The sequence below is a fragment of the Antarctobacter heliothermus genome (assembly GCF_900188425.1).
Classification (GTDB): Bacteria; Pseudomonadota; Alphaproteobacteria; order Rhodobacterales; family Rhodobacteraceae; genus Antarctobacter; species Antarctobacter heliothermus.
Genome location: NZ_FZON01000009.1, coordinates 15322 through 32613 on the forward strand (window position 1 = coordinate 15322; position 17292 = coordinate 32613).

The 17292-nt window shown below is 61.6% G+C and carries 14 protein-coding genes; 7 read left to right on the forward strand and 7 right to left on the reverse strand.

Annotated features, from left to right (window positions below):
• Positions 1 to 179: 179 nt before the first annotated feature.
• On the forward strand, positions 180 to 2000 hold the full coding sequence (gene typA / locus CHB90_RS06585; RefSeq protein WP_089277071.1) for a translational GTPase TypA: 1821 nt from the start codon (positions 180 to 182) through the stop codon (positions 1998 to 2000).
• 215 nt (positions 2001 to 2215) lie between these two features.
• Here the strand turns inward: typA and CHB90_RS06590 are convergent, their stop codons facing one another.
• The 5 genes from CHB90_RS06590 to recA all read right to left on the reverse strand — a co-directional run bounded on the left by CHB90_RS06590 (position 2216) and on the right by recA (position 7535).
• A complete protein-coding gene (locus tag CHB90_RS06590) occupies positions 2216 to 2482 on the reverse strand; it encodes a hypothetical protein (protein WP_089277072.1) in 267 nt (88 codons plus the stop codon).
• A 349-nt stretch (positions 2483 to 2831) separates the two neighbouring features.
• Positions 2832 to 3305, reverse strand: coding sequence for an MOSC domain-containing protein (locus tag CHB90_RS06595; RefSeq protein ID WP_089277073.1), 474 nt, complete (start codon positions 3303 to 3305; stop codon positions 2832 to 2834).
• Positions 3302 to 3589, reverse strand: coding sequence for a DUF1330 domain-containing protein (locus CHB90_RS06600; protein WP_089277160.1), 288 nt, complete (start codon positions 3587 to 3589; stop codon positions 3302 to 3304). The genes CHB90_RS06595 and CHB90_RS06600 overlap by 4 nt, the downstream gene beginning before the upstream one ends.
• Positions 3589 to 6270, reverse strand: a complete 2682-nt coding sequence (gene alaS, locus CHB90_RS06605) for an alanine--tRNA ligase (protein WP_089277074.1) — start codon at positions 6268 to 6270, stop codon at positions 3589 to 3591. Before alaS ends, CHB90_RS06600 begins: the two co-directional genes overlap by 1 nt.
• A gap of 197 nt (positions 6271 to 6467) precedes the next feature.
• The gene (recA, locus tag CHB90_RS06610; RefSeq protein WP_089277075.1) at positions 6468 to 7535 is read right to left on the reverse strand and encodes a recombinase RecA; all 1068 of its coding nucleotides are present in this window, start codon (positions 7533 to 7535) and stop codon (positions 6468 to 6470) included.
• A 170-nt stretch (positions 7536 to 7705) separates the two neighbouring features.
• Here recA and CHB90_RS06615 point away from each other — a divergent pair, with 170 nt between their 5' ends.
• A complete protein-coding gene (locus CHB90_RS06615; protein ID WP_089277076.1) occupies positions 7706 to 8296 on the forward strand; it encodes a gamma-glutamyl kinase in 591 nt (196 codons plus the stop codon).
• A gap of 84 nt (positions 8297 to 8380) precedes the next feature.
• Here the strand turns inward: CHB90_RS06615 and CHB90_RS06620 are convergent, their stop codons facing one another.
• Together CHB90_RS06620 and CHB90_RS06625 are read right to left on the reverse strand one after the other, a co-directional pair.
• Complete coding sequence (locus tag CHB90_RS06620) at positions 8381 to 10675, reverse strand: ATP-binding protein (RefSeq protein WP_245823185.1); 2295 nt, start codon at positions 10673 to 10675, stop codon at positions 8381 to 8383.
• Positions 10676 to 10727: 52 nt separating this feature from the next.
• Positions 10728 to 11936, reverse strand: a complete 1209-nt coding sequence (locus CHB90_RS06625) for an RsmB/NOP family class I SAM-dependent RNA methyltransferase (RefSeq protein ID WP_089277077.1) — start codon at positions 11934 to 11936, stop codon at positions 10728 to 10730.
• 137 nt (positions 11937 to 12073) lie between these two features.
• Here CHB90_RS06625 and CHB90_RS06630 point away from each other — a divergent pair, with 137 nt between their 5' ends.
• The 5 genes from CHB90_RS06630 to CHB90_RS06650 all read left to right on the forward strand — a co-directional run bounded on the left by CHB90_RS06630 (position 12074) and on the right by CHB90_RS06650 (position 17271).
• Entirely contained in the window at positions 12074 to 12961 is an 888-nt protein-coding gene (locus CHB90_RS06630) for an SMP-30/gluconolactonase/LRE family protein (protein ID WP_170940995.1), read from the forward strand.
• A gap of 24 nt (positions 12962 to 12985) precedes the next feature.
• Positions 12986 to 13798, forward strand: coding sequence for an NAD-dependent epimerase/dehydratase family protein (locus CHB90_RS06635; protein WP_245823186.1), 813 nt, complete (start codon positions 12986 to 12988; stop codon positions 13796 to 13798).
• A gap of 340 nt (positions 13799 to 14138) precedes the next feature.
• Positions 14139 to 14606: a GNAT family N-acetyltransferase gene (locus CHB90_RS06640; RefSeq protein ID WP_089277079.1), complete on the forward strand. Its 468-nt coding sequence runs from the start codon at positions 14139 to 14141 to the stop codon at positions 14604 to 14606.
• A complete protein-coding gene (locus tag CHB90_RS06645; protein ID WP_089277080.1) occupies positions 14603 to 15652 on the forward strand; it encodes a dipeptidase in 1050 nt (349 codons plus the stop codon). The genes CHB90_RS06640 and CHB90_RS06645 overlap by 4 nt, the downstream gene beginning before the upstream one ends.
• A gap of 23 nt (positions 15653 to 15675) precedes the next feature.
• On the forward strand, positions 15676 to 17271 hold the full coding sequence (locus CHB90_RS06650; RefSeq protein WP_089277081.1) for an ABC transporter substrate-binding protein: 1596 nt from the start codon (positions 15676 to 15678) through the stop codon (positions 17269 to 17271).
• The last annotated feature ends 21 nt before the right edge of the window (positions 17272 to 17292 follow it).

The following is a 17292-nucleotide window of genomic DNA, read 5'->3' on the forward strand; positions in this document are numbered from 1 at the left end:
GGACCGGCCAAAGGCCGCTGAGGCGGATCGATCCCACGGCGAAAGCCCGCTGGTTCCCTTTGACGCTCGCGCGACCGTGACCTGTTCCACCCTTGCAACATGCTTGCGGCAAAACGGCTCTGGCCTTTTTGCCGCGTCCCGGCTACGCCCGCGCCAACTCCGGACAAAGGAAACGTCTAATGGATTTGCGCAATGTCGCGATCATCGCCCACGTCGACCACGGCAAAACAACGCTTGTGGACGAGCTGCTGAAACAATCCGGCGCCTTTCGCGCCAATCAGGCCGTGGCCGAACGCGCCATGGATTCCAACGATCTGGAACGCGAACGCGGGATCACCATCCTTGCCAAGGCAACCAGCGTCGAATGGAAGGGCAAGCGTATCAACATCGTGGATACCCCCGGCCACGCCGATTTCGGCGCCGAGGTGGAACGCATCCTGTCGATGGTTGACGGCGTCGTCCTGCTGGTCGATGCGGCTGAGGGCCCGATGCCGCAGACCAAATTCGTCACCTCCAAGGCGCTGGCACTGGGTCTGCGCCCGATTGTCGTGCTCAACAAGGTCGACAAGCCTGACGCCGAACCTGACCGCGCACTGGATGAGGTGTTCGACCTGTTTTCAAACCTCGATGCGGATGAGGACCAATTGGACTTTCCGCATCTCTATGCCTCGGGCCGCTCGGGATGGTGCGATGCGGAACTGGACGGACCGCGCAAGAACCTTGATGCGCTGTTCAACCTGATCGTCAACCACGTCCCCGCCCCCAAGCAGGTCAAGCAGGTCAATAATGACTTCCGGATGCTGGCGGTGACTCTGGGGGCCGATCCCTTTGTCGGTCGCCTGCTGACTGGCCGTATCGAATCCGGTCGCGTGAAGGTCGGACAGACCGTTCAGGCCCTGTCGCGCATCGGCCAGAAGATCGAACAATTCCGCGTCACCAAGATCCAGGCGTTCCGTGGCCTGACGCTGCAAGACATCGACGAGGCAGAGGCCGGTGATATCATCAGCCTTGCTGGCATGACCAAGGCAACCGTGGCCGACACGCTTTGCGCGCTGGCGGTGGACGAACCGCTCGAGGCACAGCCCATCGACCCGCCGACCATCACCGTCACCTTTGGCATCAACGACAGCCCGCTGGCGGGCCGTGACGGCAAAAAGGTGCAGTCCCGCGTGATCCGCGACCGGCTGTACAAAGAGGCCGAAACCAACGTCGCCATCCGCATCAAGGACACCCCCGGCGGCGAGGCCTTTGAGGTGTCGGGCCGTGGCGAACTGCAGATGGGCGTGTTGATCGAAAACATGCGCCGCGAAGGGTTTGAGCTGTCGATCTCACGACCGCAGGTGATCCTGCGCGAAGAGGACGGCAAAACGCTGGAACCCGTCGAAGAGGCCACCATCGACGTCGATGACGAGTATTCCGGCGCGGTCATCGAAAAGCTGACCGGCGTTCGCAAGGGCGAGCTGGTTGAAATGCGGCCAGCGGGCGTTGGCAAGACGCGCATCATTGCGCATGTGCCTTCGCGCGGGCTGATCGGCTACCATGGCGAATTCCTGACCGACACACGCGGTACGGGTGTCCTGAACCGCGTCTTTCACGGCTGGACCCCGCACAAGGGCCCGATCCCGGGTCGCCGTGCGGGTGTTCTGATTTCCATGGAATCCGGCGAAGCCGTCGCCTACGCGCTCTGGAACCTCGAAGACCGCGGCAGAATGATGATCGGCGCACAGACCCAGATCTATCAGGGCATGATCATCGGCGAACACAGCCGCGAGAACGACCTTGAGGTGAACCCGCTCAAGGGCAAGAAACTGACCAACGTGCGCGCCAGCGGCACCGATGAAGCGGTTCGGCTGACCACTCCGATCACTCTGTCCTTGGAAGAGGCCATCGCCTACATCAACGACGATGAACTGGTCGAGGTCACACCCAACGCTATCCGTCTGCGCAAACGCTTTCTTGACCCGCATGAGCGCAAGCGCATGTCGCGCAGCGGCGTCTGAAACGCACCCTGCCCACAGGATACGGGCGCAGGACAGGTAAAGGGGCAGAGGAGAGGATGTGCCGCATCAGCGGCAGAGTTGGATCATCACAGGATCAACTGCATCCTCTAAACCTCTGTTTCGGTTTCAAAACCGACGGAACAACATAAGACGGAACAACAAAAAAAGGCGCGGGGTGGCAGACCCCGCGCCTTTCTCATTTCGGTGCGCGCAACTTACTTGCAGGCAGCTTTCTTGGCCACATAGTAGCCTTCTTTGACCATGTGCTTCGACTCTTTGTAGACAGCCGGGTAATGGACCTTGATCATCTGGCCGTTCTTGTATTCCCACTCAGTGTGGGACGCCATGATCAGGTGCTGCTTGTAGCCGTACTTGGCCGGAACCCAGACTTTGTCGTAGCAGGCAACGACGTTGCCTTCCCACGCCATGGCGGGGGCTGCAAAGGCAGCTGCGAGAAGTGCGCCGGCAAGAACTTTTTTCATGATCTTTCTCCCAAGAAAATTGAAGGTATCCAAACTCTAGCCAAGAAATTCGGGGAGGCGCGACAGGAATTCCTGACTTGGCACAGCAAAATTCGTCAAACCCCGCATTTTCCACCTGAAATCACAGATTCTGTGGTGGAGGTGCCATAGTTTTGCAACGGTCCAGTCAGAACCGAAGTGAATGATTTTTTCTATATCGGGAACAATTCACGGAACCGGAAAATTATAAGCCTATACAAAGGGCTTTGGCTGAATGTCGCACGAATCAGTTTTCTTCCAAAGCCCGGCAAAGAATGGCGGCAGGAGATCGCTCAATTCGAATTGGCAGCGGGCAAAAAGGTGCCGATGCCTAGTCAAGATCCGGTACGACGGCATCCCCAAGCGCAATCAACCCGGGCTGCAAAACTGAACAGCACCATCCGCCATGTCCGCGCAAAGCCGAATAGCCGCCCGCCCCCAAAGCCATTTCCATCCGTGAGCATGGCGCGCAAGGCGCCGTGACGGTCAGGCGAACAGAGCCGATGCGCAGGCCGAATTCCCTGAGCGCGGTCAGATTGATACCAGAAATCACCAGATTTCGCCGCAGCACGTCGGTTGGCACGCTATCGCGGCGCACCAGTGCTGCGATGACCGGCAGGTGTTCCGCCTGGATCAAGGTGACTGCCCGCTTGCCGGGACGGCCATGGTCGTCGGTCAAGCCATCAAATGTGACGGTCGCACGCTCGACCGCGACAAGCTGCGCCTTTCGGGCAGGTCGCAGACCGATCCAGTCCAACCGCCCCGGCCCGTCAAACGACCGGCGCAGATCGGCCAATGGCCTCACTCGGTGATCTCGACCACCATCAGCTCGCGCTCAGAGGCGCCACGCGCATGGCTCAACGCCTCTTGGTAGGCATCGGACTGATAGCAGGCCACAGCCGCCTCAACCGACGGAAACCGGGCCACGACATTGCGCGGACGTTCCTTGCCCTCAAGCTGCACATAACGACCGCCACGGGCGATGAACACACCGCCATGCTCGGCGATTGCCGGCCCTGCCAGTTCGGCGTACCGGCCATAGGCGTCGGTGTCGGTCACAGTCACATGGGCTATCCAGAGTGCTGGCATCATTTCATCCCCTCGATCACGGATTCGGCGGCCTTGATGGCGGCCTCTGCATTGTCGGCACTGGCACCGCCACCCTGCGCCATGTCCGGGCGACCACCGCCGCCCTTGCCGCCCAGTTCGGCCACCGCCGCCTTGACGATATCCACCGCCGACAGCGCGCCCTTCAGGTCATCGGTCACACCTGCGGCCACGGCCGCCTTGCCACCCGCATCCGTGATCAGCAGCACCGCACCAGAGCCGATCCGGCCTTTGTGTTCGTCAATCAGCGGCGGCAGATCCTTGCCGGTGACCCCGCTCAGCACCTGAGCAACGAGCTTGATCCCATTGATTTCACGCGCGTCCGCACCGCCGCCCTGCCCCGCGCCGCCCGCCATTGCGAGTTCGCGGCGCAGTTGCGCCACTTCGCCTTCCAGACGCTTGCGATCATCCAGCAGGGACTTGACCCGGCCCGGTACATCGGCAGCACTTGCCTTCAGCGCGCCTGCCACTTCGGCCAGCCGGTGATCCTGCTGCGACAGGTAGTCAAAGGCGGCAGCGCCGGTCAGCGCCTCGATCCGGCGCACGCCTGCGCTGGACGCGCTGTCACCCAGCGTGACAAACAGGCCGATGTCGCCGGTCTGGCCAACGTGGGTGCCGCCACACAGCTCGATCGAATAGGTTTGCCCTTCGGCGCCTTTCCCAGTGCCGCTCTGGACACCCATCGAAACCACGCGCACCTCGTCGCCGTATTTCTCGCCAAACAGCGCCTGAGCGCCCATGGCGCGCGCGTCGTCCGGCGTCATGATCCGTGTGCTGACGGTCGCGTTCTGGCGGATAAAGGCGTTGACGTCCCGTTCGACCGCGCGCAATTGCTCAAGGCTGAGCGCCTGCCCGTGGCTAAAATCAAACCGCAGGCGATCCGGCGCATTGAGAGAGCCGCGCTGCGCGACATGGTTGCCTAGCGCCTCGCGCAGCGCCTCATGCAGCAAATGCGTGGCCGAGTGGTTGGCGCGGATCGCAGACCGACGGGTGTGGTCGACCTCCAGTTGCAGCGCATCACCCTTGGTCAGCGCACCACGGTCGACCGTCACAAGATGGGCGATAACCTTGCCACCGGCCATCTTTTGGGTGTCCGTGACTGTCGCGCCCTCGTCTTCGTTCTCCAGACGGCGCAGCCAGCCGGTGTCACCGACCTGGCCACCGGACTCGCCATAAAAGGGTGTCTGGTTCAGAACGACCCAGCCGCTCTGGCCCGCCGACAGCGTATCGACAGCCTTGCCATCCACCACCAACGCCAGCACCTGACCCTCGGCGATCTCTGTATCATAGCCCAGGAAATCGGTTGCACCGTGGCTGTCGGCGATGTCGAACCAGACGGTCGCATCCGCCGCCTCACCCGATCCGCTCCATGCCGCCCGCGCGCGGGCCTTTTGTTCCTGCATCGCGGTGTCGAACCCATCGACATCAACCGTGCGGTTCTTTTCACGCAGCGCGTCCTGTGTCAGGTCCAGTGGAAAACCAAAAGTGTCATACAGCTTGAACGCGGCGGCCCCCGGCAGCGGCGCGTCGGCGTCCAGACCGGACAGTTCGTCATCCAACAGCTTGAGCCCGCGATCCAGCGTCGCCTTGAAGCGGGTCTCTTCCAATCGCAGTGTTTCCTCGATCAGCGCCTGCGCGCGACCGAGTTCCGGATAGGCTTGCCCCATCTGGCGCACCAACGCCGGCACAAGACGGTACATCATCGGATCCTGCGCGCCCAGCAGATGCGCATGGCGCATCGCGCGGCGCATGATGCGGCGCAGCACATAGCCACGCCCGTCGTTTGACGGCATCACCCCGTCGGCAATCAGGAACGACGTTGACCGCAGGTGATCCGCAATGACGCGGTGGTGCATCTTGCCCGGCCCATCAGGATCGACGCAGGCCGCATCGGCGCTGGCCTCGATCAGGCTGCGCATCAGGTCGGTGTCATAGTTGTCGTGTTTGCCCTGCAACAGCGCGCCGATCCGCTCCAGCCCCATGCCGGTGTCGATCGACTGCATGTCCAGCGCCTTCATCGAGCCGTCCTCGAACTGCTCGTTCTGCATGAAGACAACGTTCCAGATCTCGATGAAACGGTCGCCATCTTCGTCGGCACTGCCCGGAGGGCCGCCCCAGATATGATCGCCGTGATCGTAGAAGATTTCCGTGCATGGCCCGCAGGGACCAGTCGGACCCATCTGCCAGAAGTTGTCAGAGGTTGCGATCCGAATGATCCGGTCCTCGGGAACACCGACCTTTTTCCAGATTTCAAACGCCTCATCGTCGGTGTGATAGACCGTCGTCAACAGGCGCTTGGGGTCGATCCCGAATTCCTTCGTGATCAATTCCCAAGCAAACGGAATAGCCTCGGTCTTGAAATAATCGCCGAAAGAGAAATTCCCCAACATCTCGAAAAAGGTGTGATGTCGCGCTGTATAACCGACGTTGTCGAGGTCGTTGTGTTTGCCGCCCGCACGCACGCATTTCTGCGAAGTCGTGGCGCGGTTGTAGTCGCGTTTTTCTACCCCGGTGAACAGGTTCTTGAACTGCACCATGCCCGAGTTGACGAACATCAGCGTCGGGTCGTTGCGCGGCACCAGCGGACTGGAGGCCACAACCTCATGCCCCTGTTTCTCGAAATAGGTCAGAAAGGTAGAGCGGATGTCGTTCAGGCTTGCCATGTCGGGCCTCTTCGCGGGCGAGTGATCGGCGCAGATGTATCCGCGCCGCCCGTCGGTGTCCACCGCCGCTTGGTCCGGTTCGGATCGACGCGCGGCATTGGCGTGTCAAACCAAGGTGCGGGACATCAGCGGTATGAAAAAAGGGCGCCCTGTGCGGCGCCCTTTGGTCGTCATGTGATCGTCATGCCGACTTCTGGTCAGTCTTCGGTCAGCTCCGGGTCGACCTCGGGCATGTCAAAGTCCAACCCATGCGCCGCGCGAATCTTGTCCTCAATCTCATAGGCGACGCGCTTGTTCTCACGCAGGTAGGTCTTGACGTTTTCACGCCCTTGCCCAATCCGCTCATCTCCATAGCTGTACCAGGCACCGGATTTATCAACCACGCCGGCCTTGACGCCAAGATCGATCAGTTCGCCCATCTTCGAGATGCCTTCGCCATACATGATGTCGAATTCCACCTGCTTGAACGGCGGGGCCACCTTATTCTTGACCACCTTGACGCGGGTCTGGTTGCCGACCACCTCATCGCGGTCCTTGATCGAACCGATACGACGGATGTCCAGACGCACGGACGAATAGAACTTGAGCGCGTTGCCGCCGGTGGTCGTCTCGGGAGAGCCGAACATCACGCCGATCTTCATCCGGATCTGGTTGATGAAAACCACCATACAGTTCGACCGGCTGATCGATCCCGTCAGCTTGCGCATTGCCTGGCTCATCAGGCGGGCGTGTACGCCGACGCTGCTGTCGCCCATGTCGCCCTCAAGTTCGGACTTCGGCGTCAGCGCGGCAACGGAGTCGACAACCACAAGGTTGACCGCGCCGGACCGCACCAGTGTATCCACAATTTCAAGCGCCTGTTCGCCAGTGTCGGGCTGCGAGATCAGCAGTTCGTCCAGGTCGACGCCCAGCTTTCTCGCGTATTGCGGGTCCAGCGCGTGCTCTGCATCGACAAAGGCGCAAACGCCGCCTTTTTTCTGCTCTTCGGCAACCACATGCAGCGTCAGCGTGGTCTTGCCAGAGCTTTCCGGCCCGTAAATCTCGATGATCCGCCCTTTGGGCAGCCCACCGATCCCCAGCGCGATATCCAGACCCAACGACCCGGTCGAAGTCGATTCGATATCCCGGATCGCGTTTTCACCGCCCAGCTTCATGATGGAGCCCTTGCCGAACTGTCGTTCGATCTGGGCCAGCGCGCTGTCCAGGGCCTTTTGCTTTTCAGCCTTTTTCTTGTCGTCCATACTTAGAAGATCTGCCGTTGCCATGCGTTTCGATCCTTATTCCATATGCCGAGGAGCGCGGCAATCGCTGCTTTCGTTCACCTCTTGTTCCAATCGCTATGAGGTCAAAGCGTGAACATTTCAAGTCAAATCTTTCCTTTCCCACTCTGCTGCGCGAGGGTTAAGGGAAGGTTTACAAGTCGGGAACAATTTGAATGCTGGTGTTCTGGAAGGCGCGTTTGGTGATGTTGGCCGTGCCCAAGACGGGGACAACGGCCTATGCGCACGCGCTTGGGTCCATGGCCTCAATGGTTGTGTCCGACCCGCCCGAACTCAAACACGCTCCGGTCTATCGGTACAATCGGTTTTTCCGTCCGATGTTTGACAAGGTCGGCGGGGAGATGGAATTGCTGGCCGTGATCCGGGAACCCGTTGACTGGCTGGGATCCTGGTATCGTTATCGCCAACGGGGTTTCCTTGAAGGCAAGCCAACCTCCACCCGGGGCATGAGTTTTGACGCGTTCTGTGATGCCTATGCGCAGGGAGAGCGCCCGCCCTACGCGAACGTCGGCGGTCAGGCAAAGTTCGTCGAGCCGCGCCCCAATGGCGTGTCGGTGGCGCATCTGTTCAAATATGAAAACCAGTCAGGTCTGATCGGTTTTCTCGAAGAGCGGTTGCAGACAACAATCGACCTCCCGCGCGAGAATGTGTCGCCCGACCGCGACCTGACACTCTCCGGCGAGACCCAGGCCAAGTTGCGGCGGAAATGCGCGGCGGATTTCGAGGTGTGGGAAAGCGCGCGCTGAGGCTATCGGCGCAGGAAATCTGTTTCGGTCGGGAAGACAGGCCGACGGACGCGGTATACCCTGACGCCTGCCTTCGGCGCGGCCTCAGTTCAATTGCCGGTGAACCGTCTCCGTCAGGTCCGAAAGCGAAAACGGTTTCGGCAGGAAGACAGAATTCGGGATCTCTTCGCTGCCTTCACCAAAGGCATCCTCGGCATAGCCCGATACAAAGACAACGCAGGTATCGGGGCGTCGTTCGCGCGCCTTGCGTACCCATGTCGGCCCGTCCATGCCCGGCATCACCACGTCCGTGACAAAAATATCGACGGCAAGGTCGTCATCATCCAGCGTGCTCAACGCGTCCTCTGCGGTCTCAGCCTCGATCACCGTGTAGCCGCGCAGGCGCAGGGCGCGGGCGGCAAAGGCGCGCACCGGAGCCTCATCCTCGACCAAAAGCACCACTCCGGTCCCTTGTTCCGGCAGTTTTCTCTCTTCTTTCTGAACCGCCACCGGGGTCTCTTGTCGCGGGGTTTCGAAAGCCGGGAACAGCAGGGTGAAACAGGTGCCCTGCCCCACCACGCTGTCGACAAAGATAAAACCGCCGGTCTGCTTGACGATGCCATACACCGTCGACAGCCCTAGCCCGGTGCCTTCGCCAGTGCGTTTGGTGGTAAAGAACGGCTCGAACACCTTTTGCAGCTTGTCCTGCGGGATGCCGATGCCCTCATCCGTCACCCGGACGGACACATAAATGCCCGGCGCCACCACGGCGCGGTCACGGGTCATCGGCTCATTCAGGGTTCGGGATTCGGTTTCGACGACAATTTCGCCGCCTTCGGGCATGGCGTCGCGCGCGTTGACCACAAGGTTCATCATGACCTGTTCCAACTGGCGACGGTCGCCACGTACCTGTGGCAGGATCGGGTCATGTTTGAGCGTCAGGCGCACCTTTTCACCCACGAGACGGTTGAGCAGATGGGCGAGATCAGACAGCGTATCGCGCAGTTCCATGATCTCCGGCTGCATGGTCTGCTTGCCCGAGAACGCCAAAAGCTGCCCGACCAGCGCCGCCGCGCGATTGGCGTTCTGGTTGATCTGGACAAGGTCGCCGTAGTCCGGATCACCTTGGTCGTGACGCAACAGCAGTAGATCGCAATGCCCCGAAATCGCAGTGAGCAGATTGTTGAAATCATGTGCAACGCCGCCCGCAAGTTGTCCGATGGCCTGCATTTTCTGGCTCTGGACGAATTGCGCCTCCAGTGTTTTCAACTCTGTCGCATCGTTCAGCACGGCGATCAGGGCGGTTTCCCCTTCCTCGATCACGCGGTTGAGCGTGACTTGGACAAAAACCTCACGGTCTGCCCGGGTCAGGCGCAGAAATTCGGATCGGTGCAGACCACGTCCATCCGCTGCCTCCTGTAGCCAGTCCTTGATGGCGCGTCCCAGCCCCTCCATGTGTTCGGCCACATGTCCCGGATCTCCCTGACCAAGGTTCAAAAGCCGTCGCGCCTCGGGGTTGGCACGCATGACCTCACCGTCCGGCGCAACCTTGAGCAAGGGCACGGGGAGCCCGTCAAAACTGCCCATGATGTCCTGACGGCCCGCATCCTCGGCGATCGGCGACAGCACCAGCTCTTGCCGTCCGCCCCCGATATCGGCGCTGTGGACCAGCACGCTTTGCCCTGCATGGCTGCCCTTGAGGCAATGCACCCCGTCGGTGCGCAGCGGCAGATCGGCAAAGATGTCATCAAGCCGCTTGACCCGCTGCCCCACCAGTTCACGCGCCACCGGGTTCATGTACAGAACCGCCCCATTCCGCCCCAATGAAATCACCGCAAGATCGGCCCGCGTCCGTCCGCCCGCGCGCTGAGACTCGTTCTCCAGCCGCCAGAGCATGAGGTCCGGACGGAAGGCGCGCACATAAATTCGGTAGCCTTCGGAGTGGCTGGTCACATCCTCGACCGCCACCCCCTCATGCAGCGCCTTTTGCTGCATCCGGTAGACGATGCCTTCGGAGCTGGCGAACACATCCCGCAGCGTCGCGGAAAGGCGATCCTCATCCGTGCTGGCGAAACGATCCCGCGCCGCCTGGTTGGCCCGCAGGACAGACCCATCCCCATCGGTGAGAAAGCAGAACGCAGGCTCTGTCTCGACAAAATCGGCCAGTTGCGCCACGCGCCGTTGCAACCGCCCGCCCATGATCCGGTCAACCGCCAGCCAGACCACGGCCAGACAGCCGAACGCCCCGGTTGCAGCCAAGGCGACCACCTCAACCGTCCGGACCTCAGCGAATTGGGACACCAGCAGCGACAAGGTGGCAAGCACCACCAGAGTCGCTGCGCCCACCACGGGCGATAGCCCGCCCTGGCGCTTGCGCGCAATGTCGATTGTCGCCTCCACGCCATCTCCCGAAATCACGAATCGTTGCCTCCGAGTATGCTCATCAACTCCGTTAAGAGCACGTTAACCGTCCGGGTATTTCGCGGCAAAGTTGTGGTTTCGTGACATCGCCCAATCGAAAGACCGCAACAAAAAAACCATCCCCCCCATCGGACGGCAGAAACTGGCGCTGCATTTCAATCCGGCGCGCCGGCGCACGCGCCAGAAAGGCGCTGACCTGTTCGGCGTTTTCCTCACCAAGGACCGAGCAGGTGGCATAGGCCAGGCATCCCCCCGGAGAGACAAGCCGCGCGGCCTGGTCGAGGATTTCGGCCTGAATTACGCACAGTTCTGACAACCGTGCCTGTGTCAGCCGCCATTTGCCCTCAGGTGCCCGACGCCACGCGCCGCTGCCGGAACAGGGCACATCACAAAACACAAGGTCATAGGGTCCGCGCGGTTTTTGAACGATGCGAATATTCACCCCCGCCCGGTCCGCGCGGGCGGGCAGATCGGCCATCCGCTGCGGCGCTGCGTCATGGGCATCGACCCTGCTGTCCCCCAATCGGGCCGCCATCGCCAGCGCCTTGCCGCCGCCACCGGCGCAATAGTCCAGCACCGACAGTCCGGGCACCAGAGGCAGCGCGTCCACAACCGCCTGACTGGCCGCGTCCTGCAATTCCACCGCTCCCGAAAGATAGGCGTCGCTGCGGGCAATCGCCCGCGCGCCGTCAGTCACGCGCAAAGCCGTCGGTGACAATGGATGCGACGCCGCAACAATGCCGTCCTCGGCCAATCGTGCGATCGCCTGACTGACAGTCCCTCGTTTCGGATTGACCCGCAGGAACACATCCGCCCGAGACCGCAACGCCTGCGCCGTCTCGTCGGCAACCTCGCCCAGACTGTCCCGAAACCGGGTCGCCAACCAGTCGGGCAAGTCCAGCGCCTCGTTCCCCTCTGGTGCACGGCCTGCGCCACGTTCCGCATCGCTCAACGCTGCCGGGGCATGTCCCTGCCCGGTAAAGATTGCGTCGGGGTCTTCGCCGCGCAGGCGCACCACCCCCAGCATGCGGGCCCGTCCGCTCTCGCCGCCGCCTGTCACAGCTGCGGACCGCCAGCACCGCAACGCGTCGAACACCAGATCGCGCACCGCCGCACGGTCCTTTGACCCGGCATACCGGGACGTCCTGCCCCAGGTCGTCAGCACTTGTTCGGCCGGTCGACCCGTTGAGATCTGATCAAGCAACTCAATCGCGGCATGAACGCGGGCAGCAGGGGTCATGGGCAAGTCTCCGGGGTGGCAAGATGCGACCTGCCTAGCCCAGCCCGCCCGATTTGACGAGACCTGACGCCAACCCCTTGGCGCTGGACACCAATTGCGGCTAGGGTCGCGCCGAAGCGATGAACCCGGAGGTTTTGGTGGGCATCTCGATCGACTGTCTGGTCGACAGCCACAGCGCCATTGGCGAAGGTGCTGTCTGGGACGTGGATACGCAAAGGCTCTGGTGGGTCGATATTCCCGTCGGGCTGGTCCATTGCACCGATGTGACGTCCGGCAAGACCGAAACCCGTACAATTGGGGAACCTGTCGGCTGCCTTGCCTTGCGCGAGCAGGGCGGGCTGGTGCTTGCAACCAGCACAGGCTTCAAGCTCTTGGACTGGGACAGTGGCGCGCTGACCCCGATCAGCGACCCCGAGGCGCATTTGCCCGGAAACCGGTTCAACGATGGTCAGACCGACCCGGCGGGCCGGTTCTGGGCCGGCACCATGCACGATCCGACCGCACCCGAAAAACCACCCACCGGCACCTTCTATCGCCTGGACTCCGATCATTCGGTCACAACCTGGCGCGGCGGCTACTACACCTGCAACGGTCTGGCCTTTCCCCCCGATGGCACGCGGATGTATTTCTCGGACAGCTTTCCGGCGGTCCGCAATATCTACGTCTGCGACTATGATCTGGACACCGGAACACCCGGCCCGCCGGACCTGTTTTTCGACACGCGGGCCGTGGCCGGGCGGCCGGACGGCGGCACGGTCGACGCTGATGGCTGTTACTGGCAGGCAGGCGTTTCGGGTTGGCAGCTCTACCGGATCGCGCCGGACGGGCGCCTCGACCGGACCATTGACCTGCCCATTGAGCGCCCCTCGCGTCCGATGTTCGGCGGCGCGAACCTCGATACCCTCTATTTGACCACTCTTGGCGCGGGGGTTACCCCGGGCACCGACCAGCCACAGGCTGGTGGGCTCTTCGCGATCACCGGCCTTGGCGTACAGGGCGTGCGCCAAACCCGCTTTGCCGGCTGACTGACCAGACACAAAGGATACTCCATGCACCCGACCTCCAAGATGAACCGCCTCCTGATCACCGGCGCCGCCGGTGGACTGGGCCATGCGCTGCGCTCGCGTCTGTCGCATCTGGCCCACACAATCCGTCTGTCCGACGTGGCCGACCTTGGCGACGCTGCTCCGCACGAGGAAATCGTCCCCTGCGATCTTGCCGACAAAGCCGCCGTAGATGCCCTGGTCAAAGGCTGCGACGGCATCGTGCATTTCGGCGGCAAATCGGTCGAAGGCACCTGGGAAGTGATCCGCAATTCCAACATCGAAGGGGTCTACAACCTCTATGAGGCCGCCCGCAAACACGGCCACCCCCGCATCGTCTTTGCCTCCTCGAACCACGCGGTCGGATTCTACCGCCAGGATCAGGTCATCGATAACACGATCTACCCACAGCCCGACGGCCTCTACGGCGTCTCCAAAGTCTTCGGCGAGATGATGGCATCCGCTTATTGGAACAAGTTCGGGCAGGAAACAGCCGTTGTACGGATCGGGTCGTCGTTTGAAGAGCCGAAAACCCACCGGATGCTGTCCTCGTGGATGTCCTACGGCGATTTCGTTTCGTTGATCGAGCGGGTCTTTGACGTGCCGCGCCTAGGATGCCCGGTGATCTATGGCGTGTCCGACAACGATACCGTCTGGTGGGACAACACCAAGGTCGCATGGCTGGGCTGGCGCCCGCAGGACAACTCCGAAACCTATCGCGACAAACTGGATGCCTCAGAGGCAAAATTCCCGGGCGATGCGCCCGACGTGGTCTACCAGGGTGGCTCCTTTACCGCGGACGGCATCCACGAGGAATAGATCGCACCTTACGCGACGCGTCGCCACCAGGTCGAACACAGGCCTGGCAAACGGGTTGGCAAACGGGTTGGCGGGCGGGTTGGCGGGCGGGCGATGGGCCCCAAAGGGGTCCGAGTCCCGTCCCCCCCGCATCTAGAACGCCTGATCGCCCCAACCCGATACTTCGGCGACCTTCGGGGGATCTGCATGTAATGTACGTTCTTCAACGGTTGATAGTGGGCCAAAACCGGAACAGAGCGCATCAAAGAACACGGGTTCTTCGGAAAGCAGGTCAGTCGGAACAATCCTCCCGAGAAGGGCATGTATTGCTAATTGCCGCGTATTCGCCAAGGGTTGGCGCATGACACATTCTCCGCTTTCCATCCGATTGGCCCAACAGGCCGACCTGCCCGCACTCATCGCGCTGTATGCAGATGATGACATCGGCCAGACGCGGGAATGGACCACGCCCGATCACGCCTATCAGAGCGCGTTTGACGCCATAGACGCCGACCCCAACCATCTGCTTCTTGTCGGCGAGATGGAGGGCGTCATCGCGGCGACGTTGCTTTTGTCCTTCATCCCGGGGTTGTCCCGGCACGGCGCTTGGCGGGCCCAGATCGAGGCAATGCGCGTGGCGCGGGCGCTGCGCGGTCAGGGACTGGGGCAGATGCTGCTTGACTGGGCCGTCGACACGGCGCGACGCCGTGGCTGCACTCTGGTTCAACTGACCTCTGACCGACGCCGCAGCGAGGCTCATCGTTTCTACGAAAGCGCCGGATTTTCACCAACGCATTTCGGTTTCAAACGATCACTGGAGACACCATGACCGACTTCCCCATCTTCGACGGACACAACGATCTGGTTCTGCGTCTGTTGCGGGGCGACGTGACCGCCGAGCAAGTGGCCGCAGGCCTGCCCGATGGTCATATCGACAAGCCGCGCGCGCATAGCGGTGGCTTTGGCGGCGGCATGTTCGCCATCTTCGTGCCCAGCCCCGGCAACAAGGCCGTTCGCCACAAAGAGATGAAAAAGCCCGCCTATGACATCCCCCTGCCAGAGGTCGTGTCCGAGGTTGAGGCGCTCGACTGGACCGAACGGGGCTTTGCCGCGCTGGAGGATCTTGAGGCGGCAGGTGCTGTGCGCCTCTGCCGAACAGCTGCCGAGGTGGAAACCGCCCTGCCCGCCCCGGAAATGGCTGCCGTGATGCATATCGAGGGCGCCGAGGCCGTGGACCGCGAGTTTGAGCGCCTGCACACCTGGCACGCGCGCGGGTTGCGCTCACTTGGTCCGGTCTGGAGCAGGGACACGGTCTGGGGACACGGCGTGCCGTTTCGCTATCCGTCCGACCCCGACACCGGGCCGGGGCTGACAGAGCCGGGCAAGGCGCTGATCCGCGAGTGTAACGCGCTGAAGATATTGGTCGATTTGTCCCACCTGAACGCCAAGGGCGTCGATGACGTCGCCCGCATCAGTGATGCCCCGCTGGTGGCGACGCATTCCAACGCTTGGGCCGTTTGTCCGCATTCGCGCAACCTGACCGACCGACAGCTGGACATGATCCGCGACAGTGATGGAATGGTGGGCATCAATTTCGCCAGCGCCTTTCTGCGGCCCGACGGATGCATGGATGCGGAGTTTGAGCTTGACATCATGCTCCAACATTTTGACCATCTGGTCCAAAGACTGGGTGAGGATCGCGTTGGCTTTGGATCGGATTTTGACGGGGCGTTGGTGCCCGCGCCGATCGGGGACTGTGCGGGCTTGACCGTTCTTGTCGAGGCACTGCGATCTCATGGTGTGGATGACGGCCTGATGGCCAAGATCACACATGGGAACTGGCTGCGCGTCCTGCGGAAAACCTGGGGCGTTTGATAATAAAAACAGGGAGCTATACTATGAAACGATCTTTTGTTGCAGCGGTGGTCACCGCAATGCTGGCCGCGGGCGCTGCCGCGCCTGTCGCCGCTGAAACGCCGCCGAACATGTTGGTGATCGCCAACCGGATCGACGACATCAAGACATTTGACCCGGCCGAAAGCTTTGAATTCGCGGGCGCGGACGTCAGCCGCAATGTCTACAACAAGCTGGTGAATTTCGACCCGCTGGATCTGGATGCCGGTTATCAGCCGGATCTGGCCGAAAGCTGGGATATCTCCGAAGACGGCAAGACCATCACCTTTACCATGGCCGACGGCCATGTGTTTGCATCAGGCAATCCGGTGACGGCCAAGGATGCGGAATTCTCGCTGCGCCGCGCGGTGCTGCTGAACAAGACACCCTCGTTCATCCTGACGCAGTTCGGCTTTACCGCCGAGAACGTCGAACAGACCATCGTCGCCACGGATGACAAGACGCTGGTGCTGACGCTGGACAAGCCCTACGCCGTGTCCTTTGTCCTGAACTGCCTGACCGCCACCATCGGCGGGATTGTCGACATGCAGACCGCCATGGCCAATGAGGTCGATGGCGATATGGGCAACGGCTGGCTGCGCACAAACACCGCCGGTTCCGGCCCCTACAAGGTTGTCGACTGGAAGCCGAATGAAAGCGTCCTGATGGACCTGAACCCGAACTACGGCGGTGAAAAGCCTGCCATGGAGCGGGTGATCGTCCAGCACATCCAGGAAAGCGCGACACAGCGCCTGCAACTGGAACGCGGCGACATCGACGTGGCGCGCAACCTGTCGCCCGAGGATGTGGCCGGTCTGGAAAAGGTCGATGGCGTCAAGATCGTGGACGAACTGCGCGGCCGCCTGATGTATTTCTCGGCCAACCAGAAAAACGAGATGCTGTCAGACCCCAAGGTGCTTGAGGCGTTGAAACTGGCCACCGACTATGAGGGCATGTCCGGGTCTTTCCTCAAGGGACAGTACACGGTGCATCAGGCCTTCTTGCCGCTGACCTTCCTTGGCGCGCTGGAGAACAAGCCGTACACCTATGACGTCGAGGCCGCCAAGGCCGCGCTGGCCGAGTCCGGTTTCCCGGAATGCGGTCCGATCAAGATCTCTGTGCGCGACGCGCAGGAACGTCTGGATATTGCGCAATCGCTGCAAAACACATGGGGTATGATTGGCTGCGACGTCGAGCTGATCGTCGGCACCGGTGCGCAGACGCTGGATCGGTATCGTGCGCGTGAGCATGACATCTATCTTGGTGCCTGGGGTCCGGACTACCCGGATCCGAACACCAACGCGGGCACCTTTGCCGTCAACCCGGACAACTCTGACGCGGCGGGTGCCACTGGCCTTCTGGCATGGCGCAACGCCTGGGGTATTCCGGAAATGAGCGAGCAGACCCTCGCCGCCGTGGTCGAGAACGACACCGACAAACGGCGCGAGATGTATCTGGCCCTGCAAGCCGAGCATCAAAAGGTCAGCCCCTTTGGCGTGATGTTCCAGCAGATCGAACAGAACGGCATGGGCGCCAGCGTCGAGAACTTTGTCGCCGGTGGCGCGACGACGGCGGTCTCCTACTGGGTCATTACAAAGTAAATGCCCGATACCCAAGCTCGT

What these genes read in the sequence shown, in the direction of transcription:
- typA (WP_089277071.1), top strand. Translation starts at nt 180, where the DNA reads ATGGATTTGCGCAATGTCGCGATCATCGCCCACGTCGACCACGGCAAA.
- CHB90_RS06590 (WP_089277072.1), bottom strand. Translation starts at nt 2,482, where the DNA reads ATGAAAAAAGTTCTTGCCGGCGCACTTCTCGCAGCTGCCTTTGCAGCC.
- CHB90_RS06600 (WP_089277160.1), bottom strand. Translation starts at nt 3,589, where the DNA reads ATGCCAGCACTCTGGATAGCCCATGTGACTGTGACCGACACCGACGCC.
- alaS (WP_089277074.1), bottom strand. Translation starts at nt 6,270, where the DNA reads ATGGCAAGCCTGAACGACATCCGCTCTACCTTTCTGACCTATTTCGAG.
- recA (WP_089277075.1), bottom strand. Translation starts at nt 7,535, where the DNA reads ATGGCAACGGCAGATCTTCTAAGTATGGACGACAAGAAAAAGGCTGAA.
- CHB90_RS06615 (WP_089277076.1), top strand. Translation starts at nt 7,706, where the DNA reads ATGCTGGTGTTCTGGAAGGCGCGTTTGGTGATGTTGGCCGTGCCCAAG.
- CHB90_RS06625 (WP_089277077.1), bottom strand. Translation starts at nt 11,936, where the DNA reads ATGACCCCTGCTGCCCGCGTTCATGCCGCGATTGAGTTGCTTGATCAG.
- CHB90_RS06635 (WP_245823186.1), top strand. Translation starts at nt 12,986, where the DNA reads ATGCACCCGACCTCCAAGATGAACCGCCTCCTGATCACCGGCGCCGCC.
- CHB90_RS06640 (WP_089277079.1), top strand. Translation starts at nt 14,139, where the DNA reads ATGACACATTCTCCGCTTTCCATCCGATTGGCCCAACAGGCCGACCTG.
- CHB90_RS06645 (WP_089277080.1), top strand. Translation starts at nt 14,603, where the DNA reads ATGACCGACTTCCCCATCTTCGACGGACACAACGATCTGGTTCTGCGT.
- CHB90_RS06650 (WP_089277081.1), top strand. Translation starts at nt 15,676, where the DNA reads ATGAAACGATCTTTTGTTGCAGCGGTGGTCACCGCAATGCTGGCCGCG.